Source organism: Pseudomonas sp. NFPP25, from assembly GCF_900116505.1.
GTDB lineage: Bacteria > Pseudomonadota > Gammaproteobacteria > Pseudomonadales > Pseudomonadaceae > Aquipseudomonas > Aquipseudomonas protegens.
The window spans coordinates 56,255-78,294 of sequence record NZ_FPBG01000006.1; the positions used below are offsets into that span (position 1 = coordinate 56,255).

A 22,040-nucleotide genomic window follows, 5' to 3' on the forward strand; every position below is an offset into this window, starting at 1 on the left:
ATAATCTTGACGATTATCTGCGCCATCCTGCAGAAAGTTTGTAAAACCCGATGCCATAAGCGTCGGTTTTCGGCGCTTATGCCTTTCACTGTCAGTCCCAGGGCCTTCCTTCTATGCGTATCAAAGTTCACTGCCAGAATCGCATCGGCATCCTGCGCGACATTCTCAACCTGCTGGTGGAGTACGGGATCAACGTGGCCCGCGGCGAGGTGGGGGGCGAGCATGGCAATGCCATCTATCTGCACTGCCCGAACCTGATCAACCTGCAATTCCAGGCGCTGCGCCCCAAGTTCGAGTCCATCGCCGGGGTGTTTGGCGTCAAGCGAGTCGGGTTGATGCCCAGCGAGCGCCGGCACATGGAGCTCAATGCGCTGTTGGGGGCTCTGGAGTTCCCGGTGCTGTCCATCGACATGGGCGGCTCCATCGTGGCGGCGAACCGGGCCGCAGCGCAGTTGCTCGGGGTGCGGGTGGACGAGGTGCCGGGCATTCCCCTGTCGCGCTACGCCGAAGACTTCGACCTGCCGGAACTGGTGCGGGCCAACCAGTCGCGGATCAACGGGTTGCGGGTCAAGGTCAGGGGCGATGTGTTCTTGGCGGACATCGCGCCGCTGCAATCGGAACATGACGACAGCGAAGCCATGGCCGGCGCGGTATTGACCTTGCACCGGGCGGATCGCGTTGGCGAGCGCATCTACAACGTGCGCAAGCAGGAGCTGCGGGGCTTCGACAGCATCTTCCAGAGTTCGAAGGTCATGGCGGCGGTGGTGCGTGAGGCTCGGCGCATGGCGCCGCTGGATGCGCCGCTGCTGATCGAGGGCGAGACCGGGACCGGCAAGGAGCTGCTGGCCCGTGCCTGTCACCTGGCCAGCCCGCGCGGGCAGTCGCCGCTGATGGCCCTGAACTGCGCCGGGTTGCCGGAGTCCATGGCCGAGACCGAGCTGTTCGGCTACGGCCCCGGCGCCTTCGAGGGGGCTCGGGCAGAGGGCAAGCTGGGGCTGCTGGAGCTGACCGCCGGTGGCACCCTGTTTCTCGACGGGGTAGGGGAGATGAGCCCGCGCTTGCAGGTCAAGCTGCTGCGCTTCCTGCAGGATGGCTGCTTCCGCCGGGTCGGCAGCGATGAAGAGGTGTACCTGGATGTGCGGGTGATCTGCGCGACCCAGGTGGATCTTTCCGAGTTGTGCGCCAGGGGCGAGTTCCGTCAGGACCTCTATCACCGGTTGAATGTGCTGTCCCTGCACATTCCGCCATTGCGCGAATGCCTCGACGGCCTGACCCCCCTGGTGGAGCACTTTCTCGACCAGGCCAGCCGGCAGATCGGTTGCCCGTTGCCGCGTCTGGCGCCGGCGGCCATGGAACGCCTCAGTCACTACCACTGGCCGGGCAATGTGCGGCAACTGGAGAACGTGCTGTTTCAGGCGGTTTCCCTGTGCGATGGCGGTACGGTCAAGACCGAGCACATCCGGCTGCCGGACTATGGTGCGCGCCAGCCGCTTGGCGATTTCTCCCTGGAGGGTGGCCTGGAACAGATTGTCGGGCGCTTTGAAAAGGCCGTGCTCGAGAGTCTGTACGCCGAGCACCCCAGCAGCCGTCAGCTGGGCAAGCGGCTGGGGGTTTCCCACACCACCATCGCCAACAAGCTGCGCGAATACGAGGTCGGCAAGAATGCCGGCGACAATCCCTAGGCTTGTATCCGGGCCGTTACTTGCCGGTAGCGGCATAAGACCGCCGTTTTTCCGTCTTCTGTCAGCGCTGTTTTTTCCTCTGTAATCAGGCAAAGCCTTGCCCCGCCTGGGGATCACCACTGCGTGAAAAAGTTGGTGCGCTTATTGCTTATGGCTTCGCAGTACAGCGGTGGGCGGCAAACGTCCGGCAGACAGAGGAAAGACTGTGGACAAGTACCTTTATGTGGCAATGACCGGCGCCAGCCAGAATGCACTGGCGCAAAAGGCTCATGCCAACAATCTGGCGAACATCTCTACCAATGGTTTTCAGCGCGACCTGGAGCAGGCCCGTGCGATGCCGGTATTTGGTGACAGCTTTCCGGCGCGCGCCTTTGCCATGAGCGAGCGCCCGGCAACGGATTTCAGTGCCGGCTCGATGGTGGAGACCGGTCGTGACCTGGACGTGGCCGTCAGCGGCAACGGCTGGATCGCCGTGCAGAGCCCCGACGGCAGCGAAAGCTATGTGCGTACCGGCAGTTTGAATGTCGACGCCCTGGGTGTGCTGCGCGCCGGCAACGGTATGCCGGTGATGGGCAATGGCGGCCCGATCGCCGTGCCACCCGAGCAGAAGATCGAAGTTGGCCAGGACGGCACCATCAGTATCCGTGCCATGGGCGAGGGCCCGCGAGTCATGGCCGAGGTCGACCGCATCAAGCTGGTCAACCCGGACATCAAGAACCTCACCAAAGGCCTGGACGGCTCGATCAAGACCAAGGACGGCCAGCCGGCACCCGCCGATGCCAATGTCCAGGTGGTCTCGGGCTTCCTGGAGTCGAGCAACGTCAACGCCGTTGAAGAGATGACCGCGGTGCTGGCCTTGTCCCGGCAGTTCGAATTGCACGTGAAGATGATGAACAGCGCCAAAGAAGACGACCAGGCCATGGCTCGGGTCTTGCAGATCAGCTAATTACCAGTATCTAGCGCCGTAAAACAGGCGCGAGAGGAGAAATCAATGCTTCCGGCTCTATGGGTTGCCAAAACCGGTCTGTCCGCCCAGGACACCAACCTGACCGTCATTTCCAACAACCTGGCGAACGTCTCGACCACGGGCTTCAAACGTGATCGCGCCGAGTTCCAGGACCTGCTGTACCAGATCAAGCGTCAGCCGGGGGCCCAGTCCACCCAGGACAGCGAGCTGCCAACCGGCCTGCAGGTCGGTACCGGTGTGCGCATTGTCGGCACCCAGAAGAACTTCACCGCCGGCAGCCTGCAGACCACCGAGCAGCCTCTGGACCTGGCCATCAACGGCCGCGGTTTCTTCCAGATCCTGCAGCCCGATGGCACCACGGCCTACACCCGTGACGGTACTTTCCACCTGAACTCCGACGGCCAGATCGTCACCGCCAGCGGTTTTGCCCTGGAGCCTGCGGTTGTCGTGCCCAACGATGCGCAGACCTTCACCGTAGGCCAGGACGGCACCGTGTCCATCACCATTGCCGGCAACCCGGCGTCCCAGGTGATCGGCAACCTGCAAACCGCCGACTTCATCAACCCGGCAGGCCTGCAGGCCCAGGGCAACAACCTGTTCCTGGAAACCGCCGCCAGTGGTGCGCCGCAGATCGGTACCCCGGGCCTCAACGGTTTCGGCACCACGCTGCAGAACACCCTGGAAGCCTCCAACGTCAGCACCGTTGAGGAGATGGTCAACATGATCACCACTCAGCGCGCTTACGAGATGAACTCCAAGGTGATCTCCACCGCGGACCAGATGCTCTCGTTCATTACGCAGAAGCTGTAATCAAGTCTTGAGGTCGCCACGGGTCTGAAGTGGCGCACCGGCAACATCGTGAGGAAGGGTCATGAATCGGTTTATTTGTGTTCTAGCGCTGAGTGGGAGTGCCGTGCTCGCGGGCTGTGTCGCCCCGCCGCCCAAGCCCAATGACCCTTACTACGCGCCGGTGCTGCCGCGTACGCCGCTGCCTTCCGCGTCCAACAACGGTTCGATCTACCAGGCCGGCTTCGAGCAGAACCTTTACAGCGACCGCAAGGCGTTCCGGGTCGGTGACATCATCACCATTACCCTGAACGAGCGGACCAACGCCAGCAAGGGTGCCAACTCGGCGCTGACCAAGACCAGTTCCAACAGCATTGGCCTGACCTCGCTGTTCGGTGCCGTGCCCAACACCAACAACCCGCTGGGCGACGGCGACCTGACCCTGAATGCCGGCTACAGCGGCAATCGCGCCACCAAGGGCGACAGCAAGGCGGCCCAGAGCAATAGCCTGACCGGTTCGATCACCGTGACCGTGGCCGACGTACTGCCCAACGGCATCATCGCGGTGCGTGGCGAGAAGTGGATGACCCTCAACACCGGCGATGAGCTGGTGCGGATTGCAGGCCTGGTACGGGCGGACGACATCGCCACCGACAACACCGTGTCCTCGACCCGGGTCGCGGATGCACGCATCACCTATTCGGGCACCGGCTCGTTTGCCGATGCCAACCAGCCTGGCTGGTTCGACCGTTTCTTCCTCAGCCCGCTGTTCCCTTTCTAGGTGATGAAAAGACTCATGCTCAATTTCAAGCACCTGATGGCGGCGGCGTTGTTGCTGTCCACTTCCCTTGGCGTCCAGGCCGAGCGGTTGAAGGACATCGCCAGCATTTCCGGCGTGCGTTCCAACCAATTGATCGGCTATGGCCTGGTGGTCGGGCTTAACGGTACCGGCGACCAGACTACCCAGACGCCTTTCACCTTGCAGACCTTCAACAACATGCTGTCGCAGTTCGGCATCAAGGTGCCGGCCGGCTCCGGCAACGTGCAGTTGAAGAACGTCGCGGCGGTGTCGGTGAGTGCCGATCTGCCGGCGTTCGCCAAGCCGGGCCAGCAGGTGGATATCACCGTGTCCTCCATTGGTAACTCCAAGAGCCTGCGTGGCGGCACCTTGCTGCTGACGCCGCTCAAGGGTATCGACGGCAACGTCTACGCCATCGCCCAGGGCAACCTGGTGGTGGGTGGTTTCGATGCCGAAGGACGCGACGGTTCGAAGATCACCGTCAACGTACCGTCGGCCGGGCGGATTCCTGGTGGAGCCTCGGTCGAGCGTGCCGTGCCCAGTGGTTTCAACCAGGGCAACAGCCTGACCCTGAACCTCAACCGGTCGGATTTCACCACCGCCAAGCGCATCGTCGACAAGATCAACGACATGCTCGGCCCAGGCGTGGCTCAAGCCATCGACGGTGGCTCGATCCGGGTGACTGCACCCCTGGACCCAAGCCAGCGTGTGGACTACCTGTCGATCCTGGAGAACCTGGAGATCGATCCGGGGCAGGCGGTGGCGAAGGTCATCATCAACTCCCGTACCGGCACCATCGTCATTGGCCAGAACGTCAAGGTCTCGCCGGCGGCGGTGACCCACGGCAGCCTGACCGTGACCATTACCGAAGACCCGATCGTCAGCCAGCCCGGCCCTCTGTCCAATGGCCAGACCGCGGTGGTGCCCCGCTCGCGGGTCAATGCTCAGCAGGAAGCCAAGCCGATGTTCAAGTTCGGCCCGGGCACCACTCTGGATGAGATCGTCCGGGCGGTGAACCAGGTGGGCGCGGCGCCAGGCGACTTGATGGCCATCCTTGAAGCCTTGAAACAGGCCGGCGCCTTGCAGGCCGACCTGATCGTGATTTGAGGTGAGCGCCATGGATATTCGTAAGAGCGGACTGATTGGCAGCGGCGATTCCGGGTCTTACTCCGACCTCAACCGCCTGCAGCAACTGAAGGTCGGCGACAAGGACGGCGAAGCCAACGTGCGCAAAGTGGCGCAGGAGTTCGAGTCGCTGTTTCTCAATGAAATGCTCAAGTCCATGCGCAAGGCCACTGACGTCATAGGCCAGGACAACCCGCTCAATACCCCGGCCGCCAAGCAGTACCAGGACATGTATGACCAGCAGTTGGCGGTGTCCCTGTCTCGCGAGGGTGGCGGTATCGGCCTGGCCAATGTGCTGATGCGCCAGATGATGAAGAACAAGCCGGCTCATCCGAATGCGGCCACCACGACTTTGCCGGCCGCGGCGCCGGTGGCGACTCCGACGCCGATCGCTGCCGGTACCACGGCCCAGGATGGTCCGTTGAGCCGGGTCAACGGCCAGCGCCCGATGTGGGCTTCGCGGGCCCACGATCCTTTGCGCACGAGCGTGGCGCATAACGACATGGTGCTGCTCAACCAGCGGCGTCTGTCCCTGCCCAGCAAGCTCACCGATCGCCTGTTGACCGGCATCGTGCCGTCGGCCGGTGCCGTCGAGGGCGGCGCACAGAACGCCGCGCCGACCCGCAACAGCCCGGCCGCCGATGCCGTGCTGCGGGGCGAGTGGCGGGTCAATCAGGGCTACGCCGCGTCCCAGGGCAAGATGCGGGTCTATGGCCGGGCCATGGCCCAGCCGCCGCTGGCACCGGCCAAGCGTGCCTTCAGTTCCGCCGACGACTTCGTCGCCACCATGCTGCCGATGGCGCAGCAGGCGGCCCAGCGTATCGGGATCGATCCGCGCTACCTGGTGGCCCAGGCCGCCCTGGAAACCGGCTGGGGCAAATCGGTGATGCGCCAGCAGGATGGCAGCAGCAGCCACAACCTGTTCGGCATCAAGGCCGGCAGCAGTTGGCAGGGTGCACAGGCCCGGGCGATCACCAGCGAGTTCCGCAACGGGCAGATGGTCAAGGAGACGGCGGCGTTCCGTTCCTACGATTCCTATCAGGACAGCTTCCACGATCTGGTGACCTTGTTGCAGAGCAACAATCGCTATCAAGAAGTGCTGAAGGTGGCCGATAAACCAGAACAGTTTGTTCGCGAGTTGCAAAAAGCCGGGTATGCAACGGACCCGGATTACGCAAGCAAGATTTCGCAGATAGCCAAGCAGATGAAGAATTACCAGAACTACGCTGCGGCTGGCGTTTCCACGAATTTATAAGGTCTGAATCATGAGTTTGCTCAATATCGGGATGTCGGGGCTGGCCGCCAGCCAAACGTCGTTGATGACCACGGGTAACAACATTGCCAACGCCGACACCGCCGGGTACTCGCGTCAGCAGACCGTGCAGGGCACCAAGGCCTCCAGCCAGAATGGCAACGTCTTCATCGGCACCGGCACCACCCTGGCGGACGTGCGCCGGGTCTATAACAGCTTCCTCGATGCCCAGTTGCGCACCGCCACCTCGCTCAACAGCGATGCCGCGGCGTTCCAGGGGCAGATCAGTCCGATCGACCAATTGCTGTCGGACAGCGGCACCGGCATGACCGGCGCCCTGACCAAGTTCTTCGCCTCGGTGCAGAACCTCAACGCCAAGCCTACCGACGAGGCTTCCCGGCAGTTGCTGCTCAGCGACACCCAGGCCCTGAGCAACCGTTTCAACTCGGTATCCAGCCAGCTCAACCAGCAGAACACCAATATCAACGGCAACCTGGCGAACATGGCGGACCAGGTCAACAAGCTGGCCAACACCGTGGCCCAGCTCAACCAGAAGATTTCCGAGCTGTCGACCAACGGCAACGGCATGCCCAACGATCTGCTCGATGCGCGTAATGAAACCGTGCGCCAGCTTTCGACCTTCATCGGCGTGCAGGTCTCGGAGCGTGGCTCCAGCGTCGACCTGTACCTGGGCAGCGGCCAGCCGCTGGTCATGGGTAACTCGGCCAATACCCTGGAAGTGGTGCAGGGCAAGAACGACCCGAGCCGCTCCGCGCTGCAGTTGAACCGGGGCTCGAGCAGCATCGACATCACCAACCTCACCACCGGTGGCGAGATCGGCGGCCTGCTGCGCTACCGCAGCGAAGTGCTGGATCCGGCGATGAACGAGCTGGGCCGCGTAGCCCTCGTGGTCGCCGACCAGATGAACAGCCTGATGGCTCAAGGCATCGACAAGAACGGTGATTTCGGCGGCAACCTGTTCAACGACATCAACAGTGCCCGGATGATCAGCCAGCGCAGCATTGGCAGTGCCACCAACAGCGCAGGCTCGGGCAACTTCGATGTCACCATCAAGGACACCGGCAAGCTGAGCACCAGCGACTACACCGTGACCTTCAGCAGTGCCACCGACTACAGCGTCAAGCGTTCCGATGGCACCGACATGGGCAGCTTCAGCACCACCACCAGCCCGGCACCGGTGATCGATGGCTTCTCGCTGAAACTCAATGGTACGGTCGGTGCCGGTGACAGCTTCAAGATCACTCCGACCCGCAATGCCGCTACCACCATCCAGACCGAAATGACCGACCCCAAGCGCCTGGCCCTCGCGGCTCCGCTGAAGGCCGAGCTGGCTGCCGGGCTCAAGAGCTCCCTGAGCATTTCCGCGCAGCCTTCCTTGAGCGTGCCGATCGACAACTACGACGCCGCAGCCAAGCTTGAGATGCAGACCGCAATCAAGAATTCGGGCCCGGTCAAAGTGGTGTTCAATGCGCCGGCAGGCGGCAGCCAGAGCTACGACTATTTCGATGCCAAGGGCAACAAGATGGGCAGCGGCTCCATCGTTCCCGGGCAGACCAACACCCTCAACCTGCAGATCAACATGCTGGATGCCAGCGGTGCGCCGATCACCGACGGCGGCACGCCACCGGTGACCAAGACGTTCGGCGTGCAGATGACCGTGGCCGGCGCTCCCGCCGCCGGCGACAGCATGAACATCTCGGTGAACGGCGCCGGCTCTTCGGACAACCGCAACGGCCTGGCGCTGGCCGGTTTGCAGAGCAAGCAGACAGTCGATACAGGTTCTGCCAGCAAAGGCATCACCCTGGTGGATGCCTACGGCAAGCTGATCGAGAACGTCGGCGCCAAGGCCAGTCAGGGCAGCCTCGACAGCGCCGCTACCGGCACCATCCTGGCTAACGCCAAGGGCGCCCGGGACTCGCTGTCCGGGGTCAACCTGGATGATGAGACCGGCAACCTGGTCAAGTTCCAGCAGTACTACACAGCGTCGTCGCAGATCATCAAGGCTGCGCAGGAAACCTTCAGCACGCTGATCAACAGCCTTTAAGGAGTCGTAGCCCATGCGCATTTCCACCTCCCAGTTTTACGAGTCCTCGGCTACCAACTACCAGAAGAACTTTTCCAAAGTGGTCCAGAGCAGCGAAGAGGCCAGCAGCCTGGTTCGCGTCAAGACCGCTGCCGACGATCCGGTAGGTGCCGCGCGCCTGCTGCAGCTGGGCCAACAGGCTTCGTTGCTGGACCAGTACAAGACCAACACCAACTCGATCAAGGCCTCCCTGGGCCAGACCGAATCGGTGATGACCAGCATCAACAACGTGCTGGCCCGCGCCAAGGAACTGGCCTCCGGTGCCGGCAACGCCGGTTACACCGACGCCGACCGCCAGGCCAATGCTTCGGAACTGGGGCAGATCGAAGAGCAGTTGCTGAGCCTGATGAACTCCCAGGACGAAAACGGCAAGTACATCTTCGGTGGCTCCAAGGATGACGTTCCGCCGTTCAGCCGCAACTCCGATGGCACCTACAGCTACAACGGTGACCAGAGCAGCCTGCAACTGCCGGTCGGCGACACCATGATGATGGCCGCCAACAGCACCGGTTGGGACGTGTTCCAGCAGGCACTGAACACCAGCCGCAGCCAGGTCACCATGACCGCGCCAGCCGTGGATGACGGGCGGATTTCCCTGTCCAACGGCCAGGTGGCCAACAACGGTGCCTACAACAGCCAATTCCGCAGCGGCGAGCCTTACACCGTGTCCTTCGTGTCCGGCACCCAGCTGAAGATCGTCGACGGCAGTGGCAACGATGTGACGGCCGAGGCCAGCAAAGGCGGTGTTTTCGGCACTGCGCCGAACCAGACCGTGAGCTTCCGTGGGGTCGACCTGAGCCTGAACGTCAACCTCAAGTCCGGTGACGACGCCAACGCCGTGCTGCCGGGGCATACCTTCACCCTGGGCTCCAAGCCGGACACCTTCAACGTGGCGCGCTCTCCGGGCAACCCGAGCATGACTCAGGTCTCGAACACCAGCATTACCGATCCGGTGGCCTACAACTCCACCTTCCCCAGTGGTTCGGCGATCCTCAAGTTCACCAGCGCTACCAATTTCGATCTGTACGCTGCGCCACTGACCGCTGATAGCAAGCCGGTGTCCTCGGGCGTGGTCGGGCCGGGCAACGTCGCCACCGCGGCGGGCGTGAGCTTCACCCTGACCGGCGCGCCTTCTCCGGCGGCCAACGATCAGTTCAGTGTGTCGGTCAACACCCACGAGACCCAGAACATACTGGATACCGTGAGCCAGCTGAAAAACGCCTTGAACACGCCAACCGCCGGCAACACCCTGGCGACCCAGAAGCAACTGGCCGACCTCGCCTCGGGGATGGCCAACCTGGCCAGTGGCATCGACCAGCTGTCCATCGGTATCAGTTCGGTGGGTGGTCGTGGTTCGGCCCTGGACACCCAGACCGAAATCAACGAAAGCCTGGCAGCTGCCAACACCAAGACCCGCTCGGCCATCAGCGACTCCGATCCGGCCGAAGTGATGACCCGCCTGACCCTGCAACAGACCATGCTGCAAGCCTCGCAGCTGGCCTTCAGCAAGATTGCCCAACTGGGTCTGTTCAACAAGGTCTGAGTGCGTGGCGTTCGGGCTGGCGCCCGGACGCCGCGATCTTCGAGCAGCCAGCCGTCTTTTTTAAGCGGTCTTGCAGCCCTGGCATCACTGGCCAGGGCTCGCCGCTCGAGAGTTTCCCGCCGTGAGCCAAGCCCCTCTAGTCAGCATCGTCATTCCCGCCTTCAACCCACGCTTCTTCAGCCAGGCTCTGGAAAGTGCCTTGGCGCAGACCTATCAGCCACTGGAGATCGTTGTTTGCGACGACAGTCCCGGCGATGAAATCCAGCAGGTTGTACAAGGGCTGAGCGAACCCGCGCACCCGGTGCGTTACTTGCGCAACCCGCAACCTTTGGGGTTGCAGAAAAATCTGTTGCGCTGCGTGAAAGAGGCCCGGGGCGAGCTGATCAAGGTGCTTTGCGACGATGACCGGCTGTTTGCGCCGAGCATCGCCCTGCAGGCGCAAGTGCTGATCGAGCACCCTGAGGTCAATCTGGTGTTCGCACTACGGGTGTTCAACGACGAAGGCAACTCCATTCTTCCGCCGCGGATTGAAAACTGCCGCTTTGCGCCGCTCGACGTGCTGCTCAAAGGCGATGACATGCTGGCGATCTTCGAGGGCACGCGGAAAAACTTCCTCGGCAACTTCAGTGCGGCACTGATGCGTCGAGCCGACGTGCTGGAGGTACTGCCAGCCCTGATCCACAAGGGCGCCGGTTTTGTCGCCTTGCTGGACCTGGCGCTGTTCATCTGCCTGATGCGCCGCGGCAATCTGGCGGCCCTGTCCACCGTGTTGAGTTGCGAGCGCCTGTATCAGGGGCGTTTCAGCCGCACGCCGCAAGTGCTCAAGGCCGTTGCCACCGAATGGGAATGGCTATTGCGGATGCTCTCCGAGCGTTCTGGCGAGTCGGCGCCCGCTGCGGGCTGGGTGCGTTACGTTGAACTGGCGCGAGCCGCCGAGCAGCCACGGCCATGGCGTGAGCTGGGGGTGCTCCATGTGCTCGGCAATCGCAGCGCCGTGGTCAACGGTCGGGTAGGGGGCGAGAGTCAAAGCTACGAGGAGTTCTACCAGCAATGGCTGGCGGCACGCTGCCTGTCGGCGGCGGAACAGCGGTTGCTGCCGCAGCGCATCGAAAGCTGGCCGCGGCGGGTGCGGATCGTGCCGATCGTCATGGACCTGGCAGGTGATGGCGCCGCTCTCGAGCGGACGCTGGGCAGCCTGGCCGGCCAGTTGTACCCAGCCGAAACGATCGTGGTGTTGTCCACCGCTGCCGGTACAGCCGGGGAGGCTGTGCTGCGTCAACCCTTGCGGGCCGACTGGGCCGGGCAACTCAACGAACTGATCCCTCGCCTGGATACCTGTGACTGGTTCTATCTGTTGCAGTCGGGTGACCAACTGCGTGACACGGCATTGCTGGTGCTGGCCGAGCGGATCGCCAACACCCCGGCCATGCTCTGCGCCTACAGTGACGAAGGCGCATTGCTTGATGGTCAGTCAACCGAACCGGTGTTCAAGCCCGACTTCAACCTCGATTTGATGCGTGCCTACCCTTATGTCGGGCGCTCGCTGGCCTTTTCCCGCGAGCGTTTCCTGAGCGAGGGAGGCTTCGATTGCGCACGTGGCGAGCTGGCGCCCCAGGATCTGTTGTGGCGGCTGGTGGAAAATGTGGGCCCGCAAACCATCGAGCATATTGCCGATATCCAGATCGAGTCCGAGTTCCCGTTCGCAAAGTGGCTGTCCCGGCCCCAGGTCATCGAAGCCAGTGAGGGGCTGGTCGCTGCGCACTTGCAGCGCATCGGCGTGCAGTGCCGGATCCGCCATGATGATTTGCCCTTGCTCAATCGCATCGACTATCAGCACGGTGCGCGGCCGCTGGTGTCGATCATCATCACCTGCGGGGATTCGCTGCCGGCCTTGCAGCGTTGCGTCGAAGGCCTGATCGAGCAGACCGCCTACAACCATTACGAGATCCTGCTGGTGGCTGCCGGCAGTCGCGACCCGGACATGGCTGACTGGCTGGCGGCCATGGGGCAGTTGGGGGGCAACATGCTGCGGGTCTTGCCTTATGCCGGCCCCGCCAACCAGGCGGCCTTGACCAACAGCATTGCGGCCCAGGCTCGCGGCGACTACCTGCTGTTGCTCAGCCACGACACACGGATCTGCACCAGCGACTGGCTGGACGAGCTGCTCAACCAGGCCCAGCGTCCGGAGGTGGCTGTCGTGGGGGCGCGCATCCTTGCTACCGATGGCTCCATCCTGCATGCCGGGCAGGTACTGGGCATGTCTGGGCCCGTGGGCTCGCCGTTCATCGGCGAAGCACTGGGTGCCCGTGGTTATATGCAGCGTCTGCAGGTGGTGCAGAACTGGAGTGCGGTCAGCCGCGACTGCCTGATGATCCGCAAGGACGTGTTCGACAGTCTGGGCGGGCTGGATGAACAGAGTTTCGGCGCTGACCTGGGTGAAGCCGACCTGTGCCTGCGCGTCGATCGCGATGGCTACCTGGTGGTCTGGACCCCCCACGCCACCCTGATGCTGGCCCCGGCGTTGGCGCCACCGCAGGCGCCTGAGCAGCAGATGCAGGAGGCTGAACAGGAGCGCTTCTACCGTCAGTGGCTGCCGAAGATCGCTCGCGATCCAGCCTACAATCCGGCCCTGAGCCTGGGGTTCTCCAGTTTCAGCCTGGAACCCAGCCTGCGCAACAACTGGAACCCGTTCTGCTCACGAGCCTTGCCGCTGGTGCTCGGCTTGCCGGTCAACAGCAGCGCGGTCGGGCATTACCGGGTCACCGGGCCACTGCGCGAGCTGGAAGCGGCAGGCAGGGTCATCGCTCGGGTGGCATACGAATCTCCGACCACCGTGGAAATCGAGCGTTTGTCGCCCGATACCATCGTGCTCCAGGGGCGCTACAGCGACGGCGCGGCCAGCGACATTCTGCGAATGAAGAAGTACTCCAGTGCGTTGCGGGTCTTCGAACTCGATGATTACGTGGTCAGCGCGCCAAAGAAAAACAGCCATGCTCGCAACAAGCCGGCGAACATCGAGCAGATGCTGCGCGACGGCATTGCCCTGTGCGATCGGCTGGTGGTCACCACTCAGCCGCTGGCGGATGTCCTGTCGGACATGCACAGCGATATCAGGGTAGTACCCAATATGCTCGCCCCTGAACCCTGGGCGGGGCTGAGCAGCCGTCGCGGTACTTCCAGCAAGCCGCGGGTCGGCTGGGGTGGGGGCACCAGTCACACCGGGGACCTGGAGGTCATTGCCGATGTCGTGCGTGAACTGGCCTCTGAGGTGGAATGGGTGTTCTTCGGCATGTGCCCCGACGCCTTGCGCCCTTATGTGCACGAGTTCCATCCGGCGATCGGCTTGCAGGCTTACCCCCTCAAGCTCGCCAGCTTGAACCTTGACCTGGCTCTGGCACCTCTGGAGTTCCATATTTTCAATGACTGCAAGAGCAACCTGCGGTTGCTGGAGTACGGAGCCTGCGGCTACCCGGTCATTTGCACCGACACTGAGGCCTATCGTGGCTTCCTGCCGTGCACCAGGGTTCGCAGCAACACGACCGAAGAGTGGCTGCAGGCGATCCGCATGCACCTCAGCGACCCTGTTGCCAGCTACCGCATGGGAGATGAATTGCGCGAGGCGGTGCGGCGCGACTTCATGCTGGGCCCCGACAACCTGCAGCACTGGATGTGGGGCTGGTTGGCAGACTGAAGAAGCCGCTGCAAAAAAAAGCCACGCCTGCCAAGCGTGGCTTTTTTGTTTCTTGCGTGGCCTCTCGCAGTGGCGGGGGCTGCGCTCTACGCACCGATGGAACTGGCGCGTTTCCTGCAGCCTTGCTGGCAATTGTCATAAAACGAACGCTGTCGATGATCGGGTGTGTCTTCCGGCGCTCATGGGTGTAGCGCACGCGTGCGGGTAGCTTCCGGCTCGCCTGTTGTGGCCGGTGCCTGGAGTCAGGCGTAGCGTTGGCCAGGTGTTGAGCAGTTCTCAAGCCAATTCTTTGGCGCATCCAGGGGCGCAGTTGCGCTCGCGGGATGGATGAGCCGAGAGGGACATGCCGGGATCGGGTTCGTACAACATTAATGATTTGAGGTTCCAGGCGATCAGCCGGATGAGGGAATGGACAGATGTGGGTTCAAACAAAAGCAAACGAGGATGCAGCCCCGATGAGTGAGCGTTTCACTCTGGTGCTATTGACCCACGAGGCCAAGGCGCTGGCACAGCGAGCGCTGCGCTACTACAGCAGCTTTGCCTGTTCCATCCTGGTTCTGGATTCCTCGGAAAAGGCGGACGAGTCTCTGGCTCGCCAATTCCCGAAGGTGGATTACCGCCACGTGCCACAGTTTTCCCGGCAGGACCAGCAGGGCAAGCTGACTTACGGTGTGGGCCTGGTCGACACGCCCTACCTGGCGATTGCCAGCGACACCGACTTTTTGATCGCCGATGGGATTAGCGCCGCGCTTGCTTTCCTTGATGCCCACCCCGATTACGCGGTCTGCCATGGCTATGGCCTGATGTATTCGGCGCGGGTCCTGGAAACCAGCTATTACCTGCGCGATCGCAAGGGGCCCGAAGACTTCGCCGCCGCGAACGGGCGTGAGCGGATCATGAGTTTCATGGGGCATTACCTGAGCCCCTTCAATGCCGTGACCCGCACCGATGTGCTGCGCCAGTGGTACAGCCAGTTGCCACCTGCGGTGAGCGCCGAGTGGCTGGATATCGGTTACGCCTTCTTCCTGTTGGCCACTGCCAAGGCGCGGATCCTGCCGGTTCCGTTCATTGTTCGTGAGGCCAATAGGGAGGCCCTGGAGCGCACCGCCCGCATTCAGGCGTTGCTGAGCAGCAAGGATGCCGGCTCGTTGGCCCAGCATCAGCAATTTGCCGAGTTTCTTGCGACCCTGCCGCACAACTGCGAAGGCCCGGATGCGCAGCAGATGAAGCAGCTGGCGCTGGACAGCTTTGCCGCCTTGGCCGAGTGCCTTGAAAGTGGCCGTTCGCTCAAGGGGGTGATGATCTTTCGCTCCACCTGGAGCGAGGTCGGCAAGGACCCGGTGCGTGCTTTCGGCTCGGAGCAGTTTGTCGAAATGCCGTTCTACAACCAGCCGATGTTCGATCTGTTGACGCAGATCGAGTTTCTTGTGCATGCGATGCCTGCGGGGCGCCTGCAGCTCAATGAGCTGGAAGGGGTGCTGCTCAAGCAGGAGGAATTGCTGCGGGTGCACTCGAATGACACGGCGCGAACCCTTCGCAGCCGGCTGTGGGAAGCCATGGCGCTGAACCTGTTCAACTTCACCGTGGTCAAGCGCCTTGCCGAGTCGATGCGCGATACCGACGAAGTGGAGGTGTTCCGCGAACTGCAGGAGTGGGCAGCCCGCCTCAAGGCGCTGCCGGCCACCGATAGCAGCGCGTTGTTTGCCAATACCCAGTCCGGGCAGTTGTTCAGCTGGCTGGAAGGCCGTGGCCCGAAACCGGGTCAGTTCAAGTCGATCGCCCATCTGCTGGGAAGGCGCGCCGGTGGGCCGCAGTTTCAGATTCTGCTGCTCGACCTCGACGCCGACATGATCAAGTTGCAAGCCACTTTCGATTCCCTGATGGCCAACCACTGCAAGGCATTCAAGCTGGTGGTGCTGACCACCGGCGATCTGCCGGCGATGACCACGGCACAGGACACTGTGCACTTCGTCAAGGTCAGCCAGGGCAACTATATCGAGCGCCTGAATCAGCTGGTGGCGCAGTCCACAGCGCACTGGGTACTCCTGATGGAGGCGGGTGACCAGCTCACCGCAAGCGGGCTGCTGCGGGCAAGCCTGGAGTTGCTGGGCGCCGAAGGCATCAGGGCCGTGGCGATGGATGAGGTGCAGCGGCAAGCCGATGGCACCTTGCGTCACGTGTTCCGTCCCGGAGTCAATCTGGACCTGCTGCAAAGCGCCCCCAATCTGATGGCGCGCCATTGGCTGCTGCACCGTGAAGTGCTGGTGCAGGCAGGTGGGTTCAATCGCGAGTTTGCTCGGGCCGTCGAGCTGGATCTGGTTCTGCGCCTGATCGAAGACGGCGGTCTGGCCGGCCTGGCTCATCTCGCCGAGCCGCTGCTGATCTGCCAGGCTGCGCCAGCCGGGGAAAATGCCGAGGAGCGCCAGGTACTGAGCCGTCACCTGGCCAATCGTGGGTATCGGGCTCAGGTCAGTTCTGCCCAGCCAGGGACCTACCAGATCGACTATCAACATGCCGATCGGCCGCTGGTTTCGATCATTCTGCCGAGCCAGGACAACTTCGCCGAGCTGCAACGCTGTCTGGTGAGTGTGCTGCAACGTACCCGCTACCAGCGTTACGAGGTGCTGATTGCCGAGAACCACAGCCAGAACGCCGAACTCGATAGCTGGCTGGCCAGCCTGGAACGCCAGGGGGAGCGGATCCGGGTGTTGCGCAGCGGCCAGCGGGTGAGCACTTCGGCACTGCACAATGCAGCCTGCGCTGAAGCCAAGGGGGAGTACCTGTTGCTGCTTTCGGCCGATGCCGAAGTGGTCAATGCCAACTGGATCGACAGCCTGCTCAACCAGGTACAGCGTCCGGAGATCGGGATTGTCGGCGCCAGGCTGGTGAATGAGCGCGGCATGACCACCCAGGCGGGCCTGATCCTCGGCCTCAATGGCCAGTTGGGCGCAGCCTTCGCCGGAGAGGCCAAGGATGCTCCGGGCTACATGAACAGCCTCTGGGTGGAGAAGAACTACTCGGCGGTATCCGGCGTCTGCCTGATGATCGCCAAGGCGTTGTTCGAGGCCGTAGGTGGTTTGGACGAGGAGCATTTCGACCAGGCCTTCGCCGATGTCGACCTGTGCCTGAAGGTGGCCGATGCCGGTTATCTCACCGTCCTGACTCCGCAAGCGCAGGTCATGCATCCCGGCACCCTGGCGCAAGATCCACAGGCCTTGGCAGCCCTGAAAGACAAATGGGCGGCGCGCTTTGCGCAGGATACGGCCTACAACCAGAACCTGGCGTTGACTGGCAAGGGCTTTGCGCTGGGGACCGCGAGCCGGGTGGACTGGCAGCAGTTGCTGTCCAATTGATCACTGCCCCAAGGAGATCCACATGCACAACAGCCTATTGATGCTTCACCGGGTGTCTGAGTGCCTGAGCAGGCCGGTCTGCAATGGACTGCCATCATGACTCCCTATCGGATTCCCTATGGGCGTCAAAGCATCAGTCAGGCCGACATTGATGCTGTGGTGCAAGTGCTTGAGTCTCCCTGGCTGACCCAGGGGCCGACCATTGAGCGCTTTGAGCGTGGGTTGGCCGAGTATTGCCAGGCCGAACATGCAGTGGCTGTGTGTAATGCCACGGCGGCATTGCATATTGCCTGTCTGGCTGCCGGCCTGGGGCAGGGGGACCTGCTGTGGACCAGCCCCAATACCTTCGTCGCCTCGGCCAATTGCGCGCGCTACTGTGGGGCCCGGGTAGACTTCGTCGACATCGATCCGCATACCTGGAACATGGATGCGAACCTGCTGGCGCAGAAGCTTGAAGTGGCAGAGCGCAACGGCACCTTGCCGAAGGTTGTTGTGGTGGTGGCTTTTGCCGGCCAGAGTGCCGATATGCAGGCTATCGCCGAGCTTTCCCGGCGCTACGGTTTTGTCCTGATCGAAGATGCAGCCCATGCGGTGGGGGCTTCCTATCTGGGGCGTCCGGTGGGTTGTGGGGCCCATGCGGCGATGACCATCTTCAGTTTTCATCCAGTGAAGATCATTACCAGCGCCGAAGGCGGAATGGTGCTCACCAATAATCCGGAGTACGCCGAGCGGATGCGGCGTTTGCGCAGCCATGGCATTACCAGTGATCCGGGGTTGATGCAGGTTCCGGATAACGGGCTCTGGTACTACCAGCAATTGGAGCTGGGTTTCAATTATCGAATGACCGATCTGCATGCTGCACTGGGCTTGTCGCAGATGGCGCGGCTCGATGAGTTTGTGGCTCGACGCCGCGAGCTCGCTGCGCGTTACCAGGTGCTGCTGGCGGATCTGCCTGTGACCCTGCCGACTGTGCAGGAGGGCGCCGATTCGGCGTGGCATCTGTATGTGGTGCGGCTGGATCTGAGCCGTATCAGCCTGAGTCAGAAGCAGGTCTTTGATGCGCTGCGCGCAGCGGGCCTTGGGGTAAACCTGCACTACATTCCCGTGCATCTACAGCCTTACTATCAGGAGCAGGGGTTCGCCGAGGGAGACTTCCCCCAAGCCGAGCGCTACTTCCTTGAGGCTCTCAGTCTGCCTCTTTTCCCGGAGCTGACCGACGCGCTGCAAGATGAAGTGGTGGCACATATGCGGCGGATTCTGCTTTGACGGTTTTTGCCATGGCTGGACCTTGCTTCCCTCAGCCTGCATCGTCAGGTCCTGGTTGCTTGAACGAGGCGGGGGCCTATTGCGTGGAGCGCGATGTGTGAGTTGTGTGGCCTTGATCCCTGCCCGAGGTGGCAGCAAGCGAATTGCGAGGAAGAACCTCAAGCCCTTCGATGGCGTGCCGATGCTCGCCCGTTCTATCGATAAGGCGCTGGGTTCGGGGTTGTTCCAGCGCGTGGTGGTCAGCACCGACGATCCCGAGATCGCCGAGCTGGCCATTGCCTGTGGCGCAGAGGTGCCTTTTGTCCGACCGCAGGCTCTGGCGGATGACTTCACCGGCACTGCGGCGGTGATCGTGCATGCCTTGCAAGCGTTGCGGGAGCTGGGGCAGCAATTCGAATATGCCTGTTGCATCTATGCCACCGCCCCCCTGTTGCAACTGCGTTTTTTGCGCCAGGGGCTGGCGTTGCTGGAGCAGCATCAGGACAGGTCGTTTGCCTTTTCGGTGTGCAGTTTTGGTTTTCCGGTGCAACGGGCGCTGACGCTAGACGAGCAGGGCGCTCTGGGCGCGCTGTATCCGGAGTTCAGTCAGGCCCGCTCCCAGGATTTGCCCGTGGCCTATCAGGATGCGGCGCAGTTCTATTGGGGTAGAAGCCAGGCCTGGCTGGAGGGGGAGGCGTTGTTCTCTTCTCGCAGCTTGCCGGTGATCCTGCCGCGTCACCTGGTGCAGGATATCGACACCGACGAGGATTGGCGGCGGGCGCAATACCTGTACGCCGCGCTCAAGGCCGCAGGAGAGCTGGAGTGAGGGTGCTGATCCGGGCTGACGCCTCGCCGGCGATCGGCAGCGGCCACGTGGCCCGCTGCCTGACCCTGGCTCAGGTGTTGCGCCAGCAGGGGGCCGAAGTTGCATTCGCCTGCCGTCGCCTGCCCGGCAATCGCTTGGCGGCCTTGCAAGCTGAAGGTTTTCCGACCTTTGCACTGCCTGAGTTCTATACCGATGAGAATCCTCGGTTGGGTATCGAAGCGCCCTTGCCCTGGCAGGCCGATATCGCGGCACTACAGGAAGCCCTGGTAGATCAGCCGGCCTTCGACTGGGTGCTGGTGGATCACTACGGTCTTGATCATCAGTGGCAAAGCGCCGCTCGCCGATGGGCGCCGCGGATCGCCGCGATCGATGATCTGGCCAACCGCCGGCATGCCGCAGATCTGTTGCTGGACCAGAACTTCAGTGGTTCGGCCGAGGCGTATGCCGGGTTGTACGGCACACAGTGCCGGACCTTGTTCGGGCCGCACTTTGCCTTGCTGCGTGAGGAGTTCCGGCGCCCTCCGATCCTGATTCGGCCGCAGGCCCAGCGGCTGCTGGTGAACTTTGGAGGTTTTGATGCTGCCGGCCAGACCCACAAGGCCATGCTGGCGCTGGCGGACCTGCATGAACTGCAGGTGGATTTTGTTGCTGGCAGTGGCAACCCGGATTGGCAGGCCATGCAGATGCTGGCAGCAGACCGGCCGAACTGGCACTTGCACAGTTATGTGAACGACTTCGCCGGGTTGCTGGCCGAAGCAGACCTGTGCCTGGGGGCCGGGGGCGGTACCAGTTGGGAGCGTGCAGTGCTGGGCGTGCCTACGTTGTGCATCACCGTGGCCGGCAATCAGCAGGCCAATGCCCGGCTGTTGGCTGAAGCGGGTGCCCACTTGTACCTGGGGCCTTGTGAGCAGGTGGAAGTCGGACAACTGCGCGATGCCGTGAAGCTCATGCTGGGCAACCCTGGGCTGCGCCATAGCCTGGCTGCTCGTGCCCGGAAACTGGTCGATGGCCTGGGCTCGCAGCGGGTGGCCGCGGCGCTGTTCGCGGCGGCAGTTCGTCTGCGACCGGCGACCCTTGACGATGCCCGGCTGCTATTTGACGGGCGCAATAGTGATCTGGTCAGGCGCTGGTCGCAGCAGCCCGAGGCCATCGACTGGTGGAACCATGTGCAGTGGCTGGAGGCCTGTCTGAGCGACCCACAGTGTTTGCTGCTGATCGCCGAGTTGCCAGATGGCCCTCTGGGAATGCTGCGTTATGACCGGGAGGGAGGGCAGGCCGAGGTGTCGATCTACCTGTTTGCCGGACGCTTCGGCCTAGGCTGGGGGCAGGTTCTACTGGAGCAGGGGGAGGCCTGCCTGCTGCGCCATTGGCCCGATGTGCAGCGCCTGCGGGCACAGGTCCTGTCGAATAACCAAGTGTCGCTGAGTTTGTTTCGCCGGGCTGGCTATCGCCAAGGCGCCTGCGAATTCACCCGTATGTTGAAGGAACATCTGGATGACTAGTTTCAAGATTGGCTCGCGCTTCGTGGGCGCCGGCCATGGGCCGTTGATCATTGCGGAGATGAGCGGCAACCATAACCAGTCGCTGGATGTGGCCTTGCAGATTGTCGAGGCAGCGGCCAGGGCCGGTGCCCATGCACTGAAGTTGCAGACCTATACCGCCGACACCATGACGCTGGACCTCGCTCAGGGCGAGTTCTTCATCAAGGACCCGGACAGCCTCTGGGCCGGATCATCGCTCTACCAGCTGTACCAACAGGCCCACACACCCTGGGAATGGCATCAGCCGATCTTTGCCCGGGCCAAGGCCCTGGGCATGCTGGCCTTCTCCACGCCATTCGATGAGAGCGCCGTGGATTTCCTGGAAAGCCTCGACGTTCCGGCCTACAAGATCGCCAGTTTTGAAAACACCGACCTGCCGTTGATTCGCCGGGTGGCCGCTACCGGCAAGCCGCTGATCATCTCCACTGGCATGGCCAGCATTGCCGAGCTGGACGAAAGTGTCCGGGCTGCACGACAGGCGGGTTGCCGCGATCTGGTGCTGCTCAAGTGCACCAGCACCTATCCTGCATCACCGACCAACAGCAATCTGCTGACCATTCCTCATCTGCGGGAGTTGTTCGGCTGTGAGGTGGGCTTGTCGGATCACAGCATGGGTGTCGGTGTGTCCGTGGCGGCGGTGGCGCTAGGTGCCACAGTGATCGAGAAACATTTCACCCTGGATCGAGCTGCCGGTGGGGTCGACGCCAGCTTCTCCCTGGAGCCTGCAGAGATGGCCAGCCTGGTGCTGGAAACCGAGCGGGCCTGGCAGGCCATGGGGCAGGTCAGCTATGGCGCCACCCAGGCCGAGAGCAAATCACTGGTTTACCGCCGGTCGCTGTATGTCACCCAAGACATGCAGGCCGGAGAGCTGTTCAGCGCCGACAACGTGCGGGCCATCCGTCCCGGGCTGGGGCTCGCTCCCAAGCACTATGACGCCCTGCTTGGCCGTCGCGCGCGCCAGGCCCTCAAGCGCGGCACCGCGCTGGACTGGGTATTCGTCGAGTAGCCCTTTGTATGGCAGTTTCGGCAAAATAGCGTGACCTGTGAGTCATAACGTGCATCTTCACTGTATTGTATCGCCCGGGAAGATGGCGCCAGCCCTGTGTGACAGGTCCAGTGATAGCCC

14 protein-coding genes are annotated in these 22,040 nt (G+C 62.6%); all 14 read left to right on the forward strand.

Annotation, left to right across the window (positions count from 1 at the left end; all coding sequences use genetic code 11):
- The first annotated feature begins 113 nt into the window (after positions 1–113).
- The 14 genes from BM382_RS23360 to pseI all read left to right on the forward strand — a co-directional run bounded on the left by BM382_RS23360 (position 114) and on the right by pseI (position 21,920).
- Complete coding sequence (locus BM382_RS23360) at positions 114–1,682, forward strand: sigma-54-dependent phenylalanine hydroxylase transcriptional regulator PhhR (RefSeq protein ID WP_047284476.1); 1,569 nt, start codon at positions 114–116, stop codon at positions 1,680–1,682.
- A gap of 205 nt (positions 1,683–1,887) precedes the next feature.
- Positions 1,888–2,628 carry a flagellar basal-body rod protein FlgF gene (flgF, locus tag BM382_RS23365; RefSeq protein WP_015634616.1) on the forward strand — a complete coding sequence of 247 codons (741 nt, stop codon included), beginning with the start codon at positions 1,888–1,890 and terminating at the stop codon, positions 2,626–2,628.
- A 45-nt stretch (positions 2,629–2,673) separates the two neighbouring features.
- Positions 2,674–3,459, forward strand: a complete 786-nt coding sequence (flgG, locus tag BM382_RS23370; RefSeq protein WP_011059950.1) for a flagellar basal-body rod protein FlgG — start codon at positions 2,674–2,676, stop codon at positions 3,457–3,459.
- 61 nt (positions 3,460–3,520) lie between these two features.
- On the forward strand, positions 3,521–4,216 hold the full coding sequence (gene flgH, locus BM382_RS23375) for a flagellar basal body L-ring protein FlgH (protein ID WP_011059951.1): 696 nt from the start codon (positions 3,521–3,523) through the stop codon (positions 4,214–4,216).
- 15 nt (positions 4,217–4,231) lie between these two features.
- Positions 4,232–5,341: a flagellar basal body P-ring protein FlgI gene (locus tag BM382_RS23380; protein WP_011059952.1), complete on the forward strand. Its 1,110-nt coding sequence runs from the start codon at positions 4,232–4,234 to the stop codon at positions 5,339–5,341.
- A gap of 10 nt (positions 5,342–5,351) precedes the next feature.
- A complete protein-coding gene (flgJ, locus tag BM382_RS23385) occupies positions 5,352–6,614 on the forward strand; it encodes a flagellar assembly peptidoglycan hydrolase FlgJ (RefSeq protein WP_011059953.1) in 1,263 nt (420 codons plus the stop codon).
- Positions 6,615–6,624: 10 nt separating this feature from the next.
- Positions 6,625–8,676: a flagellar hook-associated protein FlgK gene (flgK, locus tag BM382_RS23390; RefSeq protein ID WP_011059954.1), complete on the forward strand. Its 2,052-nt coding sequence runs from the start codon at positions 6,625–6,627 to the stop codon at positions 8,674–8,676.
- A gap of 13 nt (positions 8,677–8,689) precedes the next feature.
- Positions 8,690–10,258, forward strand: a complete 1,569-nt coding sequence (locus BM382_RS23395) for a flagellar hook-associated protein 3 (RefSeq protein ID WP_011059955.1) — start codon at positions 8,690–8,692, stop codon at positions 10,256–10,258.
- 121 nt (positions 10,259–10,379) lie between these two features.
- Positions 10,380–13,949, forward strand: coding sequence for a glycosyltransferase (locus BM382_RS23400; protein WP_072444229.1), 3,570 nt, complete (start codon positions 10,380–10,382; stop codon positions 13,947–13,949).
- Between the two features lie 416 nt (positions 13,950–14,365).
- A complete protein-coding gene (locus BM382_RS23405; protein WP_072444227.1) occupies positions 14,366–17,302 on the forward strand; it encodes a TIGR00180 family glycosyltransferase in 2,937 nt (978 codons plus the stop codon).
- 96 nt (positions 17,303–17,398) lie between these two features.
- Entirely contained in the window at positions 17,399–18,568 is a 1,170-nt protein-coding gene (pseC, locus tag BM382_RS23410; protein WP_011059958.1) for a UDP-4-amino-4,6-dideoxy-N-acetyl-beta-L-altrosamine transaminase, read from the forward strand.
- 97 nt (positions 18,569–18,665) lie between these two features.
- Positions 18,666–19,373, forward strand: coding sequence for a pseudaminic acid cytidylyltransferase (pseF, locus tag BM382_RS23415; protein WP_011059959.1), 708 nt, complete (start codon positions 18,666–18,668; stop codon positions 19,371–19,373).
- Positions 19,370–20,875: a UDP-2,4-diacetamido-2,4,6-trideoxy-beta-L-altropyranose hydrolase gene (pseG, locus tag BM382_RS23420; protein ID WP_019095433.1), complete on the forward strand. Its 1,506-nt coding sequence runs from the start codon at positions 19,370–19,372 to the stop codon at positions 20,873–20,875. Before pseF ends, pseG begins: the two co-directional genes overlap by 4 nt.
- Positions 20,868–21,920: a pseudaminic acid synthase gene (gene pseI / locus BM382_RS23425; protein WP_072444225.1), complete on the forward strand. Its 1,053-nt coding sequence runs from the start codon at positions 20,868–20,870 to the stop codon at positions 21,918–21,920. The genes pseG and pseI overlap by 8 nt, the downstream gene beginning before the upstream one ends.
- The last annotated feature ends 120 nt before the right edge of the window (positions 21,921–22,040 follow it).

What these genes read in the sequence shown, in the direction of transcription:
- flgJ (WP_011059953.1), top strand. Translation starts at nt 5,352, where the DNA reads ATGGATATTCGTAAGAGCGGACTGATTGGCAGCGGCGATTCCGGGTCT.
- flgG (WP_011059950.1), top strand. Translation starts at nt 2,674, where the DNA reads ATGCTTCCGGCTCTATGGGTTGCCAAAACCGGTCTGTCCGCCCAGGAC.
- BM382_RS23360 (WP_047284476.1), top strand. Translation starts at nt 114, where the DNA reads ATGCGTATCAAAGTTCACTGCCAGAATCGCATCGGCATCCTGCGCGAC.
- BM382_RS23395 (WP_011059955.1), top strand. Translation starts at nt 8,690, where the DNA reads ATGCGCATTTCCACCTCCCAGTTTTACGAGTCCTCGGCTACCAACTAC.
- BM382_RS23380 (WP_011059952.1), top strand. Translation starts at nt 4,232, where the DNA reads ATGCTCAATTTCAAGCACCTGATGGCGGCGGCGTTGTTGCTGTCCACT.
- pseC (WP_011059958.1), top strand. Translation starts at nt 17,399, where the DNA reads ATGACTCCCTATCGGATTCCCTATGGGCGTCAAAGCATCAGTCAGGCC.
- flgH (WP_011059951.1), top strand. Translation starts at nt 3,521, where the DNA reads ATGAATCGGTTTATTTGTGTTCTAGCGCTGAGTGGGAGTGCCGTGCTC.
- pseI (WP_072444225.1), top strand. Translation starts at nt 20,868, where the DNA reads ATGACTAGTTTCAAGATTGGCTCGCGCTTCGTGGGCGCCGGCCATGGG.
- BM382_RS23405 (WP_072444227.1), top strand. Translation starts at nt 14,366, where the DNA reads ATGTGGGTTCAAACAAAAGCAAACGAGGATGCAGCCCCGATGAGTGAG.
- flgK (WP_011059954.1), top strand. Translation starts at nt 6,625, where the DNA reads ATGAGTTTGCTCAATATCGGGATGTCGGGGCTGGCCGCCAGCCAAACG.